This window comes from Clostridium sp. AM22-11AC, assembly GCF_003473545.1.
Classification (GTDB): domain Bacteria; phylum Bacillota; class Clostridia; order Lachnospirales; family Lachnospiraceae; genus Enterocloster.
Map to the genome: position 1 here is coordinate 1 of NZ_QUCM01000031.1, position 20745 is coordinate 20745.

At 43.4% G+C, this 20745-nt stretch carries 18 protein-coding genes, 1 tRNA gene and 2 pseudogenes; 6 read left to right on the top strand and 15 right to left on the bottom strand.

Features of this window, described 5'->3' with window-relative positions:
- Positions 1-139 precede the first annotated feature (139 nt).
- Positions 140-1450, top strand: a complete 1311-nt coding sequence (locus tag DW251_RS16600; RefSeq protein ID WP_021869899.1) for an MATE family efflux transporter — start codon at positions 140-142, stop codon at positions 1448-1450.
- A 63-nt stretch (positions 1451-1513) separates the two neighbouring features.
- On the opposite strand, the gene DW251_RS16605 is transcribed toward DW251_RS16600, so the two are convergent.
- A complete protein-coding gene (locus DW251_RS16605; protein ID WP_118301793.1) occupies positions 1514-3157 on the bottom strand; it encodes a SulP family inorganic anion transporter in 1644 nt (547 codons plus the stop codon).
- Positions 3158-3654: 497 nt separating this feature from the next.
- Between DW251_RS16605 and DW251_RS16610 the strand changes: the two genes are divergently transcribed.
- Both DW251_RS16610 and queF read left to right on the top strand, forming a co-directional pair.
- The gene (locus DW251_RS16610) at positions 3655-4155 is read left to right on the top strand and encodes a QueT transporter family protein (protein ID WP_021869897.1); all 501 of its coding nucleotides are present in this window, start codon (positions 3655-3657) and stop codon (positions 4153-4155) included.
- A 6-nt stretch (positions 4156-4161) separates the two neighbouring features.
- On the top strand, positions 4162-4665 hold the full coding sequence (gene queF / locus DW251_RS16615) for a preQ(1) synthase (RefSeq protein WP_341460275.1): 504 nt from the start codon (positions 4162-4164) through the stop codon (positions 4663-4665).
- Here queF and DW251_RS16620 read toward each other — a convergent pair.
- The 14 genes and pseudogenes from DW251_RS16620 to DW251_RS16685 all read right to left on the bottom strand — a co-directional run bounded on the left by DW251_RS16620 (position 4662) and on the right by DW251_RS16685 (position 18290).
- The gene (locus DW251_RS16620; RefSeq protein WP_021869895.1) at positions 4662-6515 is read right to left on the bottom strand and encodes a S8 family peptidase; all 1854 of its coding nucleotides are present in this window, start codon (positions 6513-6515) and stop codon (positions 4662-4664) included. The two genes, queF and DW251_RS16620, sit on opposite strands and share 4 nt — an antisense overlap.
- Before the next feature lie 86 nt (positions 6516-6601).
- Positions 6602-7519 (bottom strand): SufD family Fe-S cluster assembly protein, encoded by a 918-nt coding sequence (locus DW251_RS16625; RefSeq protein WP_341460276.1) that lies wholly within the window; start codon positions 7517-7519, stop codon positions 6602-6604.
- Positions 7519-8271, bottom strand: coding sequence for an ATP-binding cassette domain-containing protein (locus DW251_RS16630; protein ID WP_021869893.1), 753 nt, complete (start codon positions 8269-8271; stop codon positions 7519-7521). Before DW251_RS16630 ends, DW251_RS16625 begins: the two co-directional genes overlap by 1 nt.
- Positions 8272-8386: 115 nt before the next feature.
- Positions 8387-8470, bottom strand: a tRNA-Leu gene (locus tag DW251_RS16635).
- A gap of 154 nt (positions 8471-8624) precedes the next feature.
- On the bottom strand, positions 8625-10112 hold the full coding sequence (locus DW251_RS16640; RefSeq protein WP_118301794.1) for a UDP-glucose--hexose-1-phosphate uridylyltransferase: 1488 nt from the start codon (positions 10110-10112) through the stop codon (positions 8625-8627).
- A 15-nt stretch (positions 10113-10127) separates the two neighbouring features.
- Positions 10128-11051: pseudogene (galE, locus tag DW251_RS16645) on the bottom strand (UDP-glucose 4-epimerase GalE).
- Between the two features lie 70 nt (positions 11052-11121).
- A pseudogene (locus DW251_RS18525) lies at positions 11122-11310 on the bottom strand (maltose acetyltransferase domain-containing protein); the annotation flags it as partial.
- A gap of 76 nt (positions 11311-11386) precedes the next feature.
- On the bottom strand, positions 11387-12340 hold the full coding sequence (locus tag DW251_RS16655) for a beta-galactosidase small subunit (protein WP_118301795.1): 954 nt from the start codon (positions 12338-12340) through the stop codon (positions 11387-11389).
- On the bottom strand, positions 12324-14225 hold the full coding sequence (locus DW251_RS16660) for a glycoside hydrolase family 2 TIM barrel-domain containing protein (RefSeq protein ID WP_118301796.1): 1902 nt from the start codon (positions 14223-14225) through the stop codon (positions 12324-12326). The genes DW251_RS16655 and DW251_RS16660 overlap by 17 nt, the downstream gene beginning before the upstream one ends.
- A gap of 58 nt (positions 14226-14283) precedes the next feature.
- Entirely contained in the window at positions 14284-15654 is a 1371-nt protein-coding gene (locus DW251_RS16665; protein ID WP_118301797.1) for a glycoside-pentoside-hexuronide (GPH):cation symporter, read from the bottom strand.
- A 144-nt stretch (positions 15655-15798) separates the two neighbouring features.
- Positions 15799-15990: a hypothetical protein gene (locus DW251_RS16670; RefSeq protein WP_118301798.1), complete on the bottom strand. Its 192-nt coding sequence runs from the start codon at positions 15988-15990 to the stop codon at positions 15799-15801.
- Positions 15980-16369 carry a hypothetical protein gene (locus DW251_RS16675; protein WP_118301799.1) on the bottom strand — a complete coding sequence of 130 codons (390 nt, stop codon included), beginning with the start codon at positions 16367-16369 and terminating at the stop codon, positions 15980-15982. The genes DW251_RS16670 and DW251_RS16675 overlap by 11 nt, the downstream gene beginning before the upstream one ends.
- 65 nt (positions 16370-16434) lie before the next feature.
- Positions 16435-17613, bottom strand: a complete 1179-nt coding sequence (locus DW251_RS16680; protein WP_118301800.1) for a HAMP domain-containing sensor histidine kinase — start codon at positions 17611-17613, stop codon at positions 16435-16437.
- Positions 17610-18290, bottom strand: a complete 681-nt coding sequence (locus DW251_RS16685) for a response regulator transcription factor (RefSeq protein WP_347474690.1) — start codon at positions 18288-18290, stop codon at positions 17610-17612. Before DW251_RS16685 ends, DW251_RS16680 begins: the two co-directional genes overlap by 4 nt.
- 137 nt (positions 18291-18427) lie before the next feature.
- Between DW251_RS16685 and DW251_RS18420 the strand changes: the two genes are divergently transcribed.
- Genes DW251_RS18420 through DW251_RS16700 form a run of 3 tightly spaced genes read left to right on the top strand, consistent with a single transcriptional unit; the run spans position 18428 to position 20433 of the window.
- Positions 18428-18568, top strand: a complete 141-nt coding sequence (locus tag DW251_RS18420; protein ID WP_118301802.1) for a CD1871A family CXXC motif-containing protein — start codon at positions 18428-18430, stop codon at positions 18566-18568.
- Complete coding sequence (locus DW251_RS16695; protein WP_118301803.1) at positions 18561-19436, top strand: 4Fe-4S binding protein; 876 nt, start codon at positions 18561-18563, stop codon at positions 19434-19436. Before DW251_RS18420 ends, DW251_RS16695 begins: the two co-directional genes overlap by 8 nt.
- A 52-nt stretch (positions 19437-19488) precedes the next feature.
- Positions 19489-20433 carry a TlpA disulfide reductase family protein gene (locus DW251_RS16700; protein WP_118301804.1) on the top strand — a complete coding sequence of 315 codons (945 nt, stop codon included), beginning with the start codon at positions 19489-19491 and terminating at the stop codon, positions 20431-20433.
- Positions 20434-20745: the final 312 nt, after the last annotated feature.

Genomic DNA, 20745 nt, shown 5'->3' on the forward strand with positions numbered 1-20745 from the left:
CACTACATCATCTTATAACGATTTTAATCCAAAAAGTAACCTCTCCATGTACAGTAATATTTTCTTCCATTGATTACCCTGCATTTTTATGGTACCATCAGAACTGTTAAAATTAAAAAAATGAAGAAAGCGTATTTTTATGAAAGACTTAACAAAGGGTTCTCCCTCAAAAGTAATGATCTCCTTTGCCATTCCTGTGGCTCTTGGAAATATTTTCCAGTTGTGTTACAGTCTGGCTGACACCCGCGTGGTAGGCAGTACCTTAGGCGAAGCTGCTCTGGCGGCTGTAGGAGCTACTACTTCTATCAGCACTTTATTTATCGGATTTCTGTCCGGACTTACCAATGGTTTTGCCCTCCTCATTGCCCGCCAGTTTGGTGCCGGGGATAAAAAAGGCGTAACCCGATATGGCGCCGGATGTCTGCTGTTAGGATGCATCACATCTGTGCTTCTTACCTTCATCTGCGTAAGCAGTCTTCCCTTTATTTTACGACTGCTTAATGTACCTGAAGCATTAATGGGCCAGTCCACCGCCTACATACGTGCTGTTCTTTTAGGACTTTTAGCCACTATGCTTTATAATGGCTGCGCATCTATCCTGCGGGCTGTGGGCGATACCACTGCGCCCCTTTTATTCCTTCTGTTTGCAGCAGCACTAAATGTAGCCCTGGACCTGCTTTTCATTTTAAAGTTTGGTTTTGGTGTTGCAGGCGCTGCCTGGGCCACCGTATTGTCCCAGTCACTTTCCGCCATCATAAGTCTGGTCTACATGTTTAAGAGATATCCTGTTTTCCGATTTAAACCAGATGATTTTAAACTTAAACTGCGGGAAATAAAAGCTTTATATACCTCCGGCCTTTCCATGGCAGCCATGATGTCTCTGGTGTTTTTCGGAACCTTATCCCTTCAATGTGCCATCAATACCTTTGGTCAGGATATTATCGTTGCACACACAGCCGCCCGCAAGATCACGGAATTTTTCATGCTTCCATTCTCTGTTATGGGCGTTACCATGGCAACCTACTGCGGGCAGAATATGGGAGCAGGACGTAAAGACCGGATCCGCACAGGTATCTGCCAGGCTCTGATCCTTACCTGGATCTGGTCCCTTGGAATGATCCTTTTAAGCTACACAGTTGCCCCATGGCTTATATGGCTGGTAACAGGATCTAAAAATCCGGCTGTCCTGTCTAATGCAACCTGGTATTTAAAAACGGACACTCTCTTTTATTTTGCTCCTGCTGCCATTTCCATTTTAAGAAACGGGCTTCAGGGAATGGGCGACCACATTACTCCTGTATTTTCCAGTATGATCGAACTCATAGGAAAAGTGATCTGTGCTTTCCTCCTTGCCCGCATCTTCCAGTACTGGGGCATTATTATGGCCGAACCTATCGTATGGATCTTAATGGTCATTCCACTTATTATAAAAGCCAGAAAGCTGCTGTGACATCTGATCACAACAGCCTTCCGGCTTTTTCTTTTTTTATGTATTTTTCTGTTATGTACTGCTTTATTTAATGATCTCTTCTGCTCTTTCCAGTGCAGCAGTGATATTCGGGCAGAAATTCTCTTCACCTGCAAGAGCAACAAATCCAGCCTTTTTCATTACCTTCATAGGCTGCTCATTTACATGGGAGAATACAATGGTCACGCCCTTGCTTTCGCAGGTCTTTGTAAGTGCAGTCAGGGCATTCATTGCTGTGCTGTCCAGTGCAGGAACGGCTCTCATACGCAGTACCAGGCACTTTGCGCTCTCTTCCACTACAATGTGCTCAATGGCATCAGAAGCGCCAAAGAACAGAGGGCCGCTTACTTCGTAAACACGGATCTCAGCCGGAAGCTTGCGCAGGTTTTCATTAACAGCTACAGTATCATCATCTGTATATACCCAGCTTTCTGCCTTTGTCTCTTCGCTCATTCTTTTGATGAACAGCAGACATGCAAGGATCATACCTATTTCAATAGCCACGACCAGGTCAAATAATACAGTCAGTACAAAAGTTACTACCAGAACCAGGATATCGCTCTTTGGAGCTGTTTTTACTAACTGTAAGAAGGTACGCCACTGGCACATATTATAAGCTACGATAAACAGGATCGCTGCAATGGTAGGCATTGGGATCATACCTGCATATGGCATCAGCACAACCAGTACGATCACCAGGGTAATAGAGTGGACCATACCAGCAACTGGTGTACGGCCGCCGTTTTTAATGTTTGCTGCTGTACGTGCAATGGCGCCTGTAGCCGGAATACCGCCAAATAATGCAGAAGCAATGTTTCCTGCGCCCTGCGCTACTAATTCCATATCAGAACGGTGTTTTCCATTGATCATGCCGTCTGCAACCACACAGGAAAGCAGGGACTCAATAGCTGCCAGGATAGCAATGGTAAACGCATTTGGAATAGCCGCCTGCACGATCTCAAAGTTCACTGTCGGCAGGTGGAAAGATGGCAGTGCATTGCTGATAGTGTACAGATTTCCAATGGTAGAAACCTTTAAAGGCAGGAATTTTACCATAAGAATACCAACGATAACCGCGATCAGGGAACCTGGGATCTTCTTAAAGATATAAGGAGAAATAATCAGGATCGCCAGACTTACAGCTCCTACGATCAGTGCCGCAGGATTAACAGTTCCAATATTTTCCAGAAATGCTGCCAGCTTTTCCATGGTCTCGATCGGACGGACACCTTCCGGATAGGTCACACCAAAAAAGTCCTTTAACTGTCCGATGACAATGGTAACAGCGATACCGGATGTAAAACCGGTTGTAATGGTGTACGGAATAAATTTGATCAGGCTTCCGAAACGGCAGATGCCCATCAAGATCAGGAATACACCTGCAAGAACCGTTGCGATCACAAGACCGTCCATTCCGTCTCTTGCTACGATACCTGCTACAATGGTAGCAAATGCTGCTGTCGGTCCGGCGATCTGTACGCTGCTGCCGCCTAATGCGGAGATAACGAAACCAGCTACGATAGCCGTAAAAATACCTGCCTCAGGACCTACGCCAGATGCCAGTGCCAGAGCGATAGACAGAGGAAGCGCGATGATCGCTACGATAATACCTGCTGTCACGTCTTTTACAAACTGGGATTTGTCATAGGACTTTAAGGCTGTTAATAACATGGGTTTTAAGTTGCTCATTTTACCTTCGTCCTTTCATTTTCCTTTGTTTCTGCTTTTTTATTATTTCATACTCACGATCCCCGCGCTTTCGCGCTCCACTGCCTGCTGACGCAGGCGGCTCGTTCGTTAATGACCCAAGAAAAACAAATGTCTGCTGCGCAGCCGCTTGTTTTTCTTCCCCGGCCATTATATCATAAAGAAAATGTTAAGAAACCATTATTTTCCATGTTTTTATTAAAATACATTTCCCCTGCTTCACGCTTCATCTGCAAAAGCCAGCTCTTCCACAGTCATCAAATATGGCACATGCTTATCACATACTCATCACATACTCATCCGGAAGATAATTAAAAAACTCCTTGCTTTCATCTCCATTTTGTTCTATACTACTCAGGTCTGTAACTTCCAGATACGATTGACAGTTCGAGACCATCCTGTCACAAAATAAAACTAGGGACAACAAATATTAACTATGATCAATTGTTGTTGTGATTATATTTTGGAGGTGAACAAACATGGAAAATCAAACTTTTACTAACGTCCGGAAACTTACAACTTCCGGCATTGTGATCGCGCTTTATGTTGTTATTTTATTTATGACACAAAGTTTTTCTTTCGGGGCTTATCAGATCCGTATTGTAACTTCTTTATATGCCCTTTCTTATCTTTTTCCGTTCCTGGTTATCCCGCTTGGTCTCGCTAATTTCATCGCAAATATGCTTGGAGGTTTCGGCATCATTGACATGGTCGGAGGTTTTATCGTCGGCATTGTAACATCTGGTATTGTCATGCTGATCAAAAAATTCCACCTGCCGCGTTTTATGATCTTTTTCCCGATCACGCTTGTACCGGGCCTTGGTGTCGCACTATGGCTGTCACCTATGGTCCACATGCCTTATGGGGCACTGGCACTTAGCCTGTGTATCGGGCAAACAGTACCTGCTGTATGCGGCGTAGCACTGTCCAAGGCACTTGAACAGGTATTTTACCCAAAACATTCTATAAGCAACGCATAGGGGGATATGAAAATGACTGGAAGAAACGAAAAAGAACTGGAAGGCGTCAGCCTTTTGGGAAACCAAACCAATGTATACAGGGCAGACTATGCTCCGGAAGTCCTGGAAACTTTTCCCAATAAACACCCAGAAAATGATTATTTTGTAAAGTTTAACTGTCCTGAATTTACCAGCCTTTGTCCAAAAACCGGACAGCCTGATTTTGCCACGATCTATATTTCATACGTTCCCGGTGAACGCATGGTGGAGAGTAAATCCTTGAAATTGTATCTGTTCAGTTTCCGCAATCATGGTGACTTTCATGAAGATTGTGTCAATATTATTATGAAAGACCTGATCCGCCTGATGGACCCAAAATATATTGAAGTCTGGGGAAAATTCACCCCTCGCGGCGGTATATCCATTGATCCCTACTGTAACTATGGAAAAAAAGATACATTATGGGAAAAAGTAGCTTTTGACCGGCTGACACACCACGATATGTATCCGGAAAAGATCGATAATCGTTAGCCCTCTCCCCCACTCCGCAAAGGAAGGCTTTCCGATACACATAAACTGCCATACCCCACCCGCGCATTTGGCCAGATATCATATCCCGGTAAATGTCTGGCACCGCGGATGAGGCAGGCTTTTACTTTTTCACCGTATAGAAACGGATCGTTTCCGTTGATGATCCCCCATTGCATCAAAAGGGCTGCCGCTCCGGTAACAAAGGGCGCTGCGAAAGATGTTCCTGTAACAGCTTCGTAGCCGCCCCTGTTTCCGGCTGTGATAATATTCACCCCCGGAGCCACCAGATCTGGTTTTACCTGATTGGTCTGCCGGGTAAAACCACGGCCTGAGAAGTCAGCATAAGCTCTTGTGCGAAAGTCATAGGCGCCTGCAGAAATAATTTTTCTGGCTGTAGAGGGAATAGTCAGTGTAGTTTCCGGGGTACTTTTTAAAAAGCGGGTATCATTATTTAATGCAGCTTTGGAAGGAAGCCATAAATCAAACTGACCGGTAATGATCCTTTCCGGTGTCAGGATAAACTGCCAGATGCCGCTGTCTATATAATCTCCTGCTGGTATAAAATCAAAATATACCTCCTGCGCCATGCTGTAAGGAGAAGGTTTTCCATAATAACTCAGGATCTCTGTATTTTCACTTCTAAAACGCTGTTTCTCCAGATTTTCCTGTAAAGTTCCCATAATAGCACCTGAAGGCGATCTTAGGGAAATAGAAAATATATCTGCATAGGATTTCCACAACTGCACCCCAAAACTATTTTCAAAGGCTGATACAGACAGCTCTATGACCTGCTCTCTTCCCATTTCCAGCAGACCGCCTGTATGACCTGCTCCGGCTCCCTCATTTCCGGTCCCCGCTACGATCACATTTCTGCCATATCCTGTCATATCATCTAAAAAGGTTTCTAAAAGACTGGTTCCGTCGTGAGAACCGTATGTATTTCCAAAGCTTAAATTTACTGCCACCGGCCGTCCCAGCTGTCTGGCTGTGCGAAGAACGAAATCTACTGCTTCCATTAACTGGGTAGTTCTGGGAAAATTATCTGCAAGAGGGATACCCAGTTTTACCACCATCAGCTCACTTTCACAGGCTACACCACGGTATAGCCCGCTGCTTCCTCTGCCATTTCCTGCTGCAATAGCAGCTACTGCCGTTCCATGGCCACTTGTATCCGCAGAAGGAACAATCTGCAGTGCCGCAGCCCTGTTTCGCCCCCCAGAACCTTCCCGGTATGCTGACAGAGCCTCATTTATCTCCTCTTTCGTGTATACAATATCCCGGCCCTGATCCCATAGATACAGGATGCGGCTGGTGCCGTCTGGATTTTGAAAATCCGGATGAAGGTAATCAATACCGGAATCGATAATAGCAATGAGAACGCCTTTTCCAGTCAGATCCGTTGGCAGCTTAGTCTCTGCTGATACTCTTTCCGTCACAGTGCCCCCGTCCATACCAAATATATTTTCTAAAGGGTCTGAATTTGCATTTTCTCCACCAATCCCTTGCTGCACGTCCAATAAACAAGAGGCCGCTCTTGCCTGATTTACAGCAAAGAACAGCCTCTTAGGTTTTTCTATATATTCAATTTCCGGTAAGTTTGTAACAAAGTCCACCAGATATTCCGGCACCTTCAGTATACCATAACCACTTAACAATTCCCGTACCTGGATGCCCCGTTCCCGCAATCCACTAAGATCACCAAAATACTTAACAATCAGCTCCCAGGTCCGTTCTTCACGGTCAAAGCCGGTTTCCAGACTTTCAGAACGCATCCTCTCTTCTTCTGATACACTTAAAGACAGATTTAAAAGGTTTTCCCTCTTCTGGTCTGTATTGGCTGCAATTGCCATATCTGTTATATTTTCCTGCTTTCTTACGCCCTTTCCCTAATACTTATGCATCAAAACATAGTTAATATGACATTTTCAGATCTGTCTTACTTCAAAAATCCATTAATGATCTGATTCTCTGCCTCTTCCTCAGTCAGTCCCAATGTCATCAGTTTGATCAGCTGCTCACCGGCAATCTTTCCGATAGCTGCCTCATGGATCAAAGCTGCATCTACGTCGTTTGCTTCCAGTCCCGGAACTGCCAGGATCTTTGCATCGTCCATGATAATGGCGTCACATTCTGTATGACCGCTGCACTTTGCATTTCCTGCAATGCTGGCACGGAAAGTCTGTTTGGAGGTTCCCTTAGCAACGGAACGGGATACTACATCAGCACTGGAGCCTTCACCATTTAACTCTACCTCATAGATACTTTCAGCCACCTGGGCCCCATGAGTGAGAAGACGCTCTCTTACTACCAGTCTGGCACCTGCTGCCAGTTTCGCTGTATTGGTCCGGATGGTAGAGTCAACACCCTTGATCTGGACCATCTCCATTTCCATCTGGCTGTTTTCTTCCATATATACTTCTGTTCCCGGATTCAGAACACGTTTTCCTGTACCGTCACCTTCACCGTAATGCTTTTCTACGTATTTAACTTTCGCATTCTTTCCAATGAAAAATCTGTGGATGCCGTCATGCTCAGAGTCCTGATCGCCACAGTTGTGGATACCACAGCCTGCTACGATCACTACATCAGAGTCTTCGCCAATGTAGAAATCATTGTAAACCATTTCTTTTAATCCGCTGGCACTTACCACTACCGGAATATGGACACTTTCATGCTTTGTTCCCGGCTTGATCTTAATATCAATTCCCGGTTTATCTGTTTTAGTTGTAATATCAATGTTGGCTGTGGTACTTCTTCCAGCCATTTTCCCGTTAGCACGGATATTGTAAGCACCTTCCGGCACTCCGTGAAGGTCAGCTACTTCTGCAAGAAGTCTCTCCTGGATCTGATCCATCATTCCTGATCCTCCTTTCCGTCATTTCCCGTAAAACCGGAACAAACGCCTACTGCTGCTGCGGTTCCCATAATTTCAGGCATGATCTCTTCTCTGGTTCCCTGTTTTACGATCTTGCCATCTGCGATCACAACGATCTCATCTGCAATATTTAAAATACGCTCCTGATGGGAAATAATGAGAATGGAGCCATTATTATTCTTTCTCATACGCTCAAATACCTGGATCAGGTTCTGGAAGCTCCAAAGATCGATCCCCGCTTCCGGTTCGTCAAAAACAGAAAGCTTTGCATTTCTTGCAATAACAGTAGCGATCTCAATTCTCTTTAATTCACCACCGGAAAGACTTGCGTTAATCTCACGGTTGATATAATCTTTTGCACAAAGTCCTACCTCGGACAAATACTGACAGGCCTGCGCTGCTGACAGCTTCTTTCCTGATGCCAGACGCAGAAGATCCAATACCTGAACACCTTTAAAACGGACTGGCTGCTGGAAAGCAAAACTGATGCCCATCCTTGCTCTTTCCGTAATGTTCTTCTCTGTAATATCTTCTCCGTCAAAGAAAATCTGACCGCCGGTCGGGCGTTCGATCCCCATGATCAGCTTTGCTGTGGTGGATTTTCCACCTCCGTTTGGTCCTGTAATGACCACAAATTTGCCATCATTCACCTTCAGGCTGATATCTTTGATGATTCCTTTTTCTCCCTTGTCATCATTTACTTCAAAGGAGAGATGTTTTAGTTCCAGCATCTGCTGTCCCCCCACCTTTCTTTATTATTCCAAATAATAGTTTTCCGTTTATCTTCTCCAAAATATCCGGAAAGCAAAAACAGGAAGCCAGTTTCCTGACCTCCTGCTCATCTCCTGCAGAAGAAGGGAGTCGAACCCTCAAGGTATTACTACCACACGGACCTGAACCGTGCGCGTCTGCCAATTCCGCCACTTCTGCATCTCTGCGTTGCTATTTTCTCAAGCAACGTAGATGATTATATCGTAAAACATATTGTTTGTCAACAGTAATTTTGAATTTTTTGAAAAGTGGAAGGTTTTGTAAAAAATATAAAATTTAAACCACCTGCTGACCGGTCAGTTCGTATCGGCTTTTACAAAGTTTCGATAAACCGTCCGAAATCAATTCTTCCCTTTTTTGTATTCTTATATACACCGGCGCATTCCAAAACCTGGACAAACACTTTTCCAATTTCTTTCTGCAGAATGGCATGGATGTTATCCTCTGTTATTTCATAGGATCCAAGCCAGGAATCCACCCAGTCTGCATGCTTTTCGATCTGCGGATTGCTGCGGACATCCTGCTTTTCAAGGATATATTGTTCCAAAAGCGCCATTTCCTTTTTCAGCCGCGCCGGCAAAACAGCCAGTCCCATTACTTCGATCAGGCCGATGTTTTCCTTCTTTATATGGTGAAGGTCTGCAGACGGATGATATACACCCCACGGGCACTCATCCGTTGTAACATTGTTTCGAAGTACCAGATCCAGTTCATACAGATTTCCATGCATTCTTGCGATCGGAGTAATCGTATTGTGCGGTGTTCCGTCTGTTTCACTAAAAATGAAAGCTTCCTTATCGGTATATCTGCGCCATGCAGTAAGGATATGATCTGCTGCCAGAGTAATCCTTTCTGTATCGGTTCCTCTTAATCGGATAACAGACATGGGCCATCTCACGATACCGGCTGTCAGATCCTCATAGCCCGGAATGACAAATTCACTCTCATAAGGTGCCTTGGCCATTGCAAAGACATAGCCGCCACCCTGAAAATGATCATGGCTTAAAATGGAACCGCCGACAATCGGAAGGTCCGCGTTGGAGCCGGCCGTATAGTGCGGAAACAACTTTACAAATTCCAATAGTTTTCTAAATACAGCCTGGTCAATCTTCATTGGCCGGTGCGCTTCATTGAAAATGATGCAGTGTTCATTGTAGTAAACATACGGAGAATACTGTAGGAAATACTGTTCTGCGCCCAGTTTGATCGGGATCACCCGGTGGTTCTGCCTTGCCGGATGAGAAAGATTTCCTGCAAACCCTTCGTTCTCTTTGCATAAGAGGCAGCTTGGATATCCGGTACTTTTTACTGCGCCGGCCCGGGCAATGTCTCTCGGATCTTTTTCCGGCTTAGACAGGTTAATGGTAATATCTATCGGACCATACTCGGTATCCGTTACCCATTTTTCATCTTTTGCGATGCGGTCTGTACGGATATAATTTGTATCCTGGCTCAATTTATAGAAATAATCTGTGGCCTTTTTTCTGTCTTCCTGGTAAAGGCTTTGAAACCTGGATCTGACAACAGACGGCAGCGGAGTTAACAGCCCCATGATCCTGGTATCAAATAGATCTTTCCAAGCGATGGTATCTTCTTCCAGAATTCCCTTCTGATGAGCATAAGAGACCATATCTTCCAGAATTTCAGCTAATGGCCGGCTTTTCAGGATTTCTTCTTCATGAAACTCCGAAAGACGAAAGAGGTCTAATAACTGATTTGTCACAAAAATCTGATCATCCTCCGATACCAGACCACATTTTAAGCCATAAGCCACAAGTTCATTGATCTGTGTATTGATCATAGCAATCTTCCCCCTTTAATCAGCTTTGTACCCATGTGGATGGGCCTGATGCCATTTCCAGGCTGTTTCAATGATTACTCTCAGATCTGCATACTGCGGTTTCCATCCCAGGATACCTTTTGCTCTTCCACTGGAAGCAATCAGAGTTGATGGATCTCCTGCTCTTCGTGCTTCTTCCTTTGCAGGGATCGGATGTCCGGTTACTTCTCTGGCAGTTTCCACAACCTCTTTCACAGTAAAGCCGACTCCGTTTCCAAGGTTAAAGATATCGCTCTTTCCGCCGTTTCGCAGATAGTTCATAGCCAGAATATGTGCCTGAGCGAGGTCATTGACATGGATATAATCCCTTACGCAGGTGCCATCTTTTGTATCATAATCCGTACCGAAAATGGAAATATACTCTCTCTGGTGGTTCGGTACCTGAAGAATCAGCGGGATCAGATGTGTTTCAGGATTATGAGCCTCACCAATTTTTCCATTCGGATGCGCGCCACAGGCATTAAAGTAGCGCAGGGAAACATATCTTAAATTGTGTGCGATGGAGGTCCAGTGGAACATTTTTTCCATGGACAGCTTCGTTTCGCCATAGCAGTTGGTCGGAACAGTCGGATCGGTTTCCAGGATCGGAATGCTCTCAGGCTCTCCATACGTTGCCGCTGTGGACGAAAAGACGATCTTGTCAATTCCATGAACCACCATGCTCTCCAAAAGCACCTCGGTACCGCATAAATTATTACTGTAATACTTAAGCGGGTCCTTCATGCTTTCCCCAACCTGGGAACTTGCTGCAAAGTGAATGACACCGTCGATATCTTCTTTTTCAAATACAGAATCCATAAAAGCTCTGTCCCGGATATCGCCCTGGTAAAATTTAGCTTCTGGATGAACAGCTTTCCTAAATCCAGATTGTCAGATTAAAATTTGCATAGAAATAATCACCTAAATATACATGCTTCCCGTAAGACATATGGAGCCCATCTTCGATATACACATGATTCCCACAAGAACCAAGCAGTTCCTTTAAAATTTTTAGCTGCCGATCCTGATCTCCCGGTCTGCAGTGATTATAATCAAACATCAATTCTTTGCAGTCTTTCCGCTCATTTTTCAGGCGTTCTTCTATCTCCTGATTGACCGGATCTACATGCCCGGATTCATAAAACAGCATGCCTGCTTTTATACGTTCTTCCAGATTCATTTTTCATTCCCCATACAATACACAGATATTTCCATTTCGTTTCACACGATGGTTATTTTTCCGGTTGCACGGAGGCTTAGCAGATGGCAAAGGAATAGGAAATAACATTTTCTGCATTGATGCGGTATGGCTCTTCCACGTCACTTCCCCAGCTGTCAATTCCACCAACACCTCTTACTGCGCCACAAACGCACAGAACAGTCCTTCTTGCCGGCGGCAGTTCTTCATAGTGTGTTGCGTTTTCAATCTCTTCTGCTGTATATGGAAGGCAGGAAAAAGCAAACGGCTCGTCTGTTTTTTCAATTTTTAAGATCTGCAAAGAATAATCCCTTCTGCTGTTATCAAGACTCGTATATCTCGTAACCTCCAGCCAGTCCGTATCCATATGCATTCCACAATCCTGCGGAACAAGGTATGGGGTAAGGCTTAAATCACTCACCTGATATACCCCTTTTACAGCGCCTGCTTTCCGGTCCGGATAGGTTTCTCCGGATAAGCCCTCATACATGTAGCTGTCTGCAAGTGTCGGCATAATGAATCTCATGCCAAACACAGGAAGCTCCGGGAGACCCTTTACTCCGTGGTATTCTACATCCACCCTGATTTTTCCGTTTCCGGTCACAGTATAGCTTACCAGAACTGTCGCGGAAGGATTGCTGATGGTCTTATAGGTGAATTTTACAATGATCTCATCTGCAGATACGTCGCCCTCATAGATATTATTGTCCGGAGCATACTGCTTCTGCATTTCACCGTCCATGATGACTTCGACATTCTGACAGTCGATAAACGTATCTGCTGCCATCCAGCTGCCGCTTTTAATATGGAATTTGCTTCCCCGGTCGTTATCTGTCAGTGCTCTCCAGAAGGTCGGCTTAGGGCAACGGTACAGCCATTCATAGCCGTTTTTTACAATAGACTCCAGACCGCCCTGAGCATAAGAGAACGTATAGTCGAACCCTTTTCCGTGTACACCGAGCACATAGTCACCATAAACCACTCTCAATTTCCCATTATCTGTATAAACCATAATAATACCTCACTTCCTGCATAGCCGGCTTCTCCACACGGTTTGCAAATACAATTCCATCTCCTGAAAATTCATAATCGGAAGGTCTGTCATCAAAGTCTCCACCATAGCGGAGCACTTCTTTCCCCGTAACTTCATCCTTTACATAAAGTGCTTGATCAATAAAGTCCCAGATAAATCCACCATGGTACATGTCATATTTATCAATCAGGTGCATGTAGGTGCCAAGTCCACCCATGGAGTTTCCCATGTCATGCATGAACTCACATAAGAGGTAAGGCTTCTTCGGATCATTGTCCAAATATTCTTCGATCTCATACGGCTTTGCATACATACGGCTTTCCACATCGGAAATTGTGTCTTCATAAGCTCTGTTATAGAAGGAGCTTTCATAATGGATCAGGCGGCCGTCTTGTTTCTCTTTATAATAGGTGTTCATGGCCTCGATATCATCCCCAGCATAGGACTCATTTCCCAGGGACCAGAATAAAATGGCGGTATGGTTTTTAAACGTTTCAAAGTTGCTTCTGGCTCTGTCTACCACAGCCTCTTTCCACTGCGGGATTGATCCCGGCACGTTGCAGGAAGGTTCGATCGCACCAAGCTTCTGGAAGGTTCCGTGGCTTTCTAAGTTGTTTTCAGCCATCATATAGATTCCTGCTGCGTCGCACATATAATACCACGGGATCTGATCCGGATAATGGCAGGTGCGCACGGCATTGATATTATTTCTTAAGATGCATTCAATATCGGACTTCATTTCGTTTATACTGATGCAGCGGCCTGTTTTAGGGCTCCACTCGTGACGGTTCACACCGGTCAGGACCAGGCGTTTCCCATTTAAATGGATCACCTTGTCGATCACATCGATCCGTCTAAAGCCGATGTCATACGGTACTACTTCAGCCAGATTTCCGCTTTCATCCGTCAGCTCCACATATGCATGGTACAGATACGGGTGATGGTTGTCCCAGGCTTTTACCTGCGCATCATCTGTCTGAATTTCTTCAGTGTAGATTCCGTTTTTCTCCTGCAGGGCAGCAGATTTTTCCAGCACAACACTGCCTTCCTGATTCTTTAACACAAACCGGGCATTGATCTTCCGGTTCTCTGGTGCGGATACTTTCAGATTTACGGATAATTTGCCGCTCGCATTATCCTTATACAATTCCGGGCGGAACCACACATCCTCCAGATGGATCTTAGGAACCGCACGCAGGGTAACGTTTCTGAAAATTCCAAAAAAGCGGAAGAAATCCTGATCTTCCAGAAATGCTGCCGTACTCATCTTATGCACCTGTACCGCCAGTACATTGCCCTTTTCCCGGATGAATGGTGTCAGATCAAACTCGGAAGGAGTAAAGCTGTCCTCTGCATATCCTACGAACTGACCGTTCAGCCACAGATACATTGCCTCTTCCACGCCTTCAAAGCAGATACGGACTCTCTTGGCACACAGCTCCGGATCCAGATCAAAGCGTTTGATATAGGAACCTACCGGATTATACTCAGCTTCGCTGAACATTCCGGCTCCGTCTCCGGTGCTCTCCATACTGTAGGCGCCTCTGCGGTATTCTTTTCCCTCCCATGGGTACATGGTATTGATGTAGCGGATCTTATCATATCCAGCCAGTTCAATATGGCCCGGCACCATAATCTTATCAAAGTTTTTCGCATCAAAATCCTCTTCATAGAAGTTTTCCGGTCTGCTCTTAACATTCTTGCTGAAAGTAAATTCCCACTGTCCATTTAAAGACTGGATCAGTGCATTTTCCTTCTTTTCCAGTGCTTCATAGCTTTCATAATAAGTATGATCGCTGTGCGCTTCCAGCTGATTTACCCGGAATACTTCCGGATTATCCAACCATTTCATATCTGCATTCATGTTCTATCTTCTCCTTTTCTAAAATAAGCCCCTAAAGAAAACTTTAGAGGCTATTGATTTATAATTCCTGCATATTTTCAATTAATTCGCGGTTTGCACCCTCCACATTCAAGAAAGAAAGGATAACCGTAATGATGATATCAAAGATAAATGGCAGCCAGAGGTACATAAAATACATCATTTTGATACAGCTGGCCGGCTGAACCGCGTTGTCCATATTGATGTATCCACTGATGTCAAGCAGCCATCCGGAAAGAGCAATACCAATACCGCCGCCAAGTTTTACACCCATGGAAGTGCATGAGAACATGGAACCATCAATACGTTTTCCGCTCTTTAAATAGGTATACTCGGAACACTGTGCAATAACAGCACTCATATCTCCCTGCCACGGACCTTCACCTAAGGAGGTCATTGCGATAAATAACAACATCAACGGGATACTTCCCATATAACCTGCAAACGCTACCAACAGACGGGAGAAGCTTGCAAATACATAGCTGTATTTGTTCAGCTTGTACATTCCATTTGCCTTTGCTACCAGCATTGGTGTGATCGCCAGAGCAATGATCAGAGGGATATTGTTAGCCCAGGAGAACACACCAAATAAATTCTTATTTAAAAGAACATAGGTCATAAAGAAAATTCCCACATTAACCATTGCTGCACGAAGCTGCTGCAGAATGTAGATCACACAAATCATGGAAAAATACTTGTTCTCAAACAGCAGCTTTACAGTCTGCTTGAAAGAAAGCTTATCATCCTCAATCCCCATAGAACCATTAGATTTCAATTCTTCTTCCGGAAGTTCTTTTACGGAAAATACAGCAAGCGTATTGGTGATGATACCGATCACACAGTAAATGAGCGCAATGATTCTCCATGCTGCTGCACCGTTACCAAGAAGCTCAACTGCTCCTACAGTAATAGACTGAATTACAAGGTTTGTACCAAAGGAAAACATGAAACGGAAAGAACCCATCTGCACTCGTTCTTTACTGTTCTTTGTTACCAGAGAAGTCAGTGCTGCATATGCGATGTTATTTGCCGTATAGAATACTGCGTTTAACAGGGTATAGCAAATAAAGAACCAGGCATACTGCGCGGTTTTACCCATATTAGTAGGGATCGCAAAAACTCCGTAGAGCGTGATAGCACAGCCAAAGAAACCATAAAACATCCAAGGTCTTGCCTTACCCATTTTGCTCTTTGTCCGGTCGATCATGGTTCCAAAAAAAATATCCGTTATACCATCAAATAATTTGGATACTGCAATTAATGTGCCAACGATTCCTGAATTTAAGCCAATTGTATTTGTCAGGTAAATCATGACAAAAGATGACAGGAACGCATAAACTAAGTTTCCTGCAATATCACCGCTTCCGTACCCCACTTTGTTATGCCATTTCAGGTATGTCTTCTCTTCCATTTTAATCCTCTTTTCATATAATAGTCTTTGTCATCCTGCCTTTTCAATACGTTGTAACTACTATACAAAAATGCGTGGGAAAACTCCATATCTTTTATGAGACAGAATATGCACAAAATGATAGGGGTTACATACTCCCACCACTTAGCCAACACTTGAAGTGTGAGCTAAGTGGTGGGAGTATGTAACGTAATACCAATGGCCCATGTAAGATAACCACTCGCTGTGTACCATAATACCATTAGCCTTAAACCAGTACCAGTGATCGTCTTTCTGTACCCAGCGGTCTGCAGCAAGTTCCAATGTAAGTACATTTTGTGCATTCTCATCGCTCATGTACGGGGCACCGTAATGGGCATTGCCAGATCACTGCTCTGGGTACGGTATGCCGTTTCACCGCTTCCGCCGGATAAAATACTACCTGGAACGCACACTGTCCATTTGTTCCTGCAAGTGCGCCGACGCTGCCCTTTACTGCTTCCGTATAGGAAACTTTTTCTATGGGCAGCGGGAACTCAGTGCCATATTGCTCCCAGATCTTCTGGCGGATCTCATTCCGGATCACATCTTCGGATACCGTGTCACTCTGTTTCATAGAAAATACAATGTTTGCAGCTTCCCTTACATTCATATCCGCAAGGTATTTATTGTTCAGCTCAAAATTGCCGTCCTTTACCGATACATTCAGTTCCGCCTTCATATCTGGATTTACCATGGAAGATATCACTTCAAATTTCTTCAGAAATTAAGAGGATAGTGATTCACGTTGGTTTGCAACGGCTATACTGTTTTTTCTGCCCCTATACTCATTTTCACTTCAAATGTCGTCCCCAAATGCTTATTTGTATAAACTTCAATCGTCCCGTCATGAACCCGCACAACTTCTCGCACCATCGCAAGTCCAAGCCCTACACCTCCAAGTTCCCGGCTTCTTGACTTATCTACCCGGAAGAACGGTTCAAAGATCTGCTCCCTGAATGCTTCATCAATTCCATTTCCTGTATCCGAAACCGTCAGGACAACTTTGTTCTTCTCCCTTAGTGCTGATACCATAACGGTTCCATCTTTCCGATTATATTTAATCGCATTTTCCACAAGATTATATAGCATCCTGTAAATCAGAATATCACTTCCTGTCAAAAATAATACTTCATCTGCCTTTTCCCTTACCTCCTGTGACTTCCGTATCAGTTCAACCTTCTTTTCCTGTGCCAACGGTTCCAAATCTGTCAACACTTCCTCAATCAGGCTATGGATTTCAATTCTGTCATTTCGCGCTACTGTCTGTAATTCGCTCATATCCAAAAGCGTTCTGACCAACTTGCCAAGACGTTCATTCTGCTCCGTTACCATCTGAATTGTCTCTTCTGTCGCTGTTGTACTCTCTGGATGTTCTGTTGTATGGTATAGATCCAGTTGTGCCTGGATTAAAGCCAGTGGCGTACGTAACTCATGTGCTGCATTTCCCGTAAACTGGCGCTGCGTCTCAAATGATACTGAAAGCCGCATGAGCATTTTATTGTAAGATATACGAAGTCTGTCCAGCTCTGCAATCTTATTCTCTTCGATTGTATAATCTGTCAGATTCTGTGCCTGAACTTTTTCCACTGTCTCCGAAAATTCCCTGAGTGGTTTCAATGCCCGTCCACTGATAAAATACGTCGCTGCACCGCCAAACAGCGCTACAATAGCAGTAATCAGAAGGCTTCTACTTCTATAATCTGATTTGGAGTTATAAACCTCTATAGAAAACTGTGCCACAAAGTCATCCCACTCATTATCCGGAATATCAATGTACACCGCTTCCGGCGCTATGCCCTGATCTGTGATAGATGTCTGAAGCGTATCGAAATAATGGACTCCGTTTTTATATAAAAAAAAGGTAAGGCATCCGCATAATATGGTGATCAACGCTGTTGTAAGAAGTGTTAATTCCCACTGGAGTGATATTTTTTTCATGCTTTGCCATCTCCCCATATCTTATACCCCTCACCGATTTTGTTCACGATTGGATCATATCCGAGTCCTGCTTTCAGTTTTTTTCTCAAAGAAGACATATGCACTCGGATTGAAGCGCTAAAACTGTCCACAGAATAATCCCAGACATGCTCAATCAGTTCTTCCTGACTGACCGGTCTTCCTTGATTTAAAAGGAGATATTCTAAAATCCCATTTTCTTTTCTCGTTAATACAACCGGGTTATTTTCTGCATATGCAACCCTTTCTCTCGTATCAAATCGAAGTTTTCCACACTCCAGGCAGATATTTTTCTGTACAAATTTTCTTCTTGTCAGGCTTCTCACGCGAGCTTCCAGTTCCTGAAGGTGAAATGGCTTTTCCATATAATCATTTGCACCAGAATCCAATCCCTCAACCTTATATGCAATCTGACTCCTTGCAGACACAATTAATACTTTTGTCTCTTCATTTTCTTTACGAAGTTCCCGAAGGATCTCCATCCCATCCAACCCTGGCAGGTTAAGATCAAGCACAATCAGGTCATACAGTTCCGTATAGATCATATCCAGTGCTCGCTCTCCATCATTACACATATCCACCTCATAACCTGCCATGTGCAGACTTTTCGCAATCATATCACATAATTTCTTCTCATCTTCAATAACTAATAATCTCAATTCACTTTTCTCCATTTCCTTAACAGGGAATTTACATCCCACATTATATAATGTAATCATTGAACGGTCAATAAACCGCCTTTGAACAATAATATCGAAAGGAGCAGTTACTGCTTACAGTAACAAGTGATGTCTTAATGAAATCAGAAAAAGCAATACAAATTTTTTTACTTGCAGTTGGTCTCGTTTTTTTTCTTGTTGGAATTTTCCGTGGAGAAGCTGCAACTGTACTCAATAAAGCAATAAAATTGTGTATGGAGTGTGTCGGAATTGGATAAAAAATTAAAATCAAACAAGAACTATCTGGTTGGTTTCCGCGGATGTCTTCAGGCAACTGCAACACTGCTGACCAATCTTCATATTCCGAATCTGTTTAAAGGAAAACTTTATCAGGGAAAGCTAAAAACAATATGTGTACCAGGGCTGAACTGTTACTCTTGCCCATCTGCCACAGGTGCCTGTCCGATTGGAGCTTTCCAAGCTGTAGCCGGTTCATCAAAATTCAAGTTCACCTACTACATCACCGGATTCTTTATCTTACTAGGAGTTCTATTAGGACGATTTATCTGCGGTTTTCTCTGTCCGTTTGGATGGTTTCAAGATCTGTTACATAAAATTCCAAGTAAGAAACTATCTACTGCAAAACTAAAACCCATGCGGTATCTGAAATACGCAGTTTTAGTCATCTTTGTTATAATACTTCCGACATTTGTAACTAACTCGCTGGGTATGGGAGACCCATTCTTCTGCAAATACATATGTCCACAAGGCGTACTTGAAGGCGCAGCTCCACTGTCACTTGTTAATCCAGGAATCCGTGCGGCACTTGGGCGCTTATTTATGTTCAAGTTTACAATTCTTGTATTTGTAATCATCTTAAGTATTCTGTTTTACCGTCCATTCTGTAAGTGGATCTGCCCACTTGGCGCTACCTACTCGCTGTTTAACAACATATCATTTCTTAAGATTAGGGTAGATTCTGAAAAATGTGTTAGCTGTCAAAAATGTAGTCATTCCTGCAAAATGGATGTAAATGTAGTAGACACACCAAATCACCCGGAATGTATCCGGTGTGGAGCATGTGTGAAGGCCTGTCCAACGAATGCGATCTGCTATCATTACGGATTTTCAAGAAGAAACAGCTGACAATAGATAAACTAAAATGAATCAAATAATATTCAAAAGGAGATTAAAAATTATGAAAAACAAAACAAGTAGAGTAAACAAAATGAAATTGAAAAAAGCAATTGTGGCATCTCTTGCCATTTTTATTCTTCTTGCATTCACAGGTTGCGGAACTTCATCTAGTTTGGCAACAACTGAACACACAAAGCAGGAAAATCCTTCTAAAACAGATTCAAACATGTCGGCTGAACCGAATGAAAAGCTGAATGACCTTTTTCAACAGGAAAACCAGATCTTTGCAAATCACAAAAATGTATGGGACAAGGCATTTGACCTTATGAGTAAGAACATTGACGGTGATCCCATGAATGAAGACTACGCAGACTTTCTTGCAAATACAATAGAATCACACAAAGATTCTTTCTCCAAAGAAGAATATGTTACTCTGAGTAAAGACATCAAAACGATTCGTGGCATTGAAGAAGAGATTGCAAAACTAGAAAAAGAAATTGCCACATCTGCTTCTTCCAGCAGTAGTTCCTACAGCTCAGCTGACTCTGCTGGTGTGTTCCACGGTTTCAAAGGGAAAGATCTGGATGGTAACGATGTAGATGAAAGCCTATTCTCCAAAAATAAAGTTACGGTTGTAAACTTCTGGTTCAGCGGATGCAAGCCTTGCGTTGAAGAACTTTCTAAACTGAATGAATTAAATGATAAAATTAAAAAAATGGGCGGCGAAGTTGTTGGTATCAATACAGACACATTAGATGATAATCAGGATGGGATCAAAGAAGCGAAAGACATCCTCAAGTCCCAAGGAGTTTCCTACAAAAACTTGACTTTCGCTTCCGATTCAACAGTTGGAAAATATGCAGGAAACATTATAGCATTTCCAACAACAGTTCTCGTAGATAAAGGCGGAAATATCATTAGCGAACCTTTCATGGGCGGAATCGATGATCAAGCAAACTACGAGCAATTAATGAAACAAATTCAGTCCATACTTGATCAGGAATAATTCATTTACTGAAGATTTATGCTTTTTATGTTGTATATGAATGCTTGATTCCGCTTATCAGAAAGCGCGTGAAATAAACGATGAACTGGAAGAGCTTTTAAAGGATACTTTAATGAATTAACTTTCGAAAGAATTCCGGTATAAAAACGGGGAGGTTTCCCTCCCCAATAAATTTTTTCTTATAACTTACACAAAAAACTTGACATTCCCGGTGGAAACTTAAATATCAAACCTAACAGGAATCAAAGACTCCTCAGAATCGAGCCTATGAAACTTTTTCTGTAAAATAACCTAAGTAAGGTCCTTCTATGA

Coding starts and splice junctions, on each gene's coding strand:
- DW251_RS16600 (WP_021869899.1), top strand. CDS start 140: ATGAAAGACTTAACAAAGGGTTCTCCCTCAAAAGTAATGATCTCCTTT.
- DW251_RS16605 (WP_118301793.1), bottom strand. CDS start 3,157: ATGAGCAACTTAAAACCCATGTTATTAACAGCCTTAAAGTCCTATGAC.
- DW251_RS16610 (WP_021869897.1), top strand. CDS start 3,655: ATGGAAAATCAAACTTTTACTAACGTCCGGAAACTTACAACTTCCGGC.
- queF (WP_341460275.1), top strand. CDS start 4,162: ATGAAAATGACTGGAAGAAACGAAAAAGAACTGGAAGGCGTCAGCCTT.
- DW251_RS16620 (WP_021869895.1), bottom strand. CDS start 6,515: ATGGCAATTGCAGCCAATACAGACCAGAAGAGGGAAAACCTTTTAAAT.
- DW251_RS16625 (WP_341460276.1), bottom strand. CDS start 7,519: ATGGATCAGATCCAGGAGAGACTTCTTGCAGAAGTAGCTGACCTTCAC.
- DW251_RS16630 (WP_021869893.1), bottom strand. CDS start 8,271: ATGCTGGAACTAAAACATCTCTCCTTTGAAGTAAATGATGACAAGGGA.
- DW251_RS16640 (WP_118301794.1), bottom strand. CDS start 10,112: ATGATCAATACACAGATCAATGAACTTGTGGCTTATGGCTTAAAATGT.
- DW251_RS16655 (WP_118301795.1), bottom strand. CDS start 12,340: ATGGTTTATACAGATAATGGGAAATTGAGAGTGGTTTATGGTGACTAT.
- DW251_RS16660 (WP_118301796.1), bottom strand. CDS start 14,225: ATGAATGCAGATATGAAATGGTTGGATAATCCGGAAGTATTCCGGGTA.
- DW251_RS16665 (WP_118301797.1), bottom strand. CDS start 15,654: ATGGAAGAGAAGACATACCTGAAATGGCATAACAAAGTGGGGTACGGA.
- DW251_RS16670 (WP_118301798.1), bottom strand. CDS start 15,990: ATGAGCGATGAGAATGCACAAAATGTACTTACATTGGAACTTGCTGCA.
- DW251_RS16675 (WP_118301799.1), bottom strand. CDS start 16,369: ATGGTAAATCCAGATATGAAGGCGGAACTGAATGTATCGGTAAAGGAC.
- DW251_RS16680 (WP_118301800.1), bottom strand. CDS start 17,613: ATGAAAAAAATATCACTCCAGTGGGAATTAACACTTCTTACAACAGCG.
- DW251_RS18420 (WP_118301802.1), top strand. CDS start 18,428: ATGAAATCAGAAAAAGCAATACAAATTTTTTTACTTGCAGTTGGTCTC.
- DW251_RS16700 (WP_118301804.1), top strand. CDS start 19,489: ATGAAAAACAAAACAAGTAGAGTAAACAAAATGAAATTGAAAAAAGCA.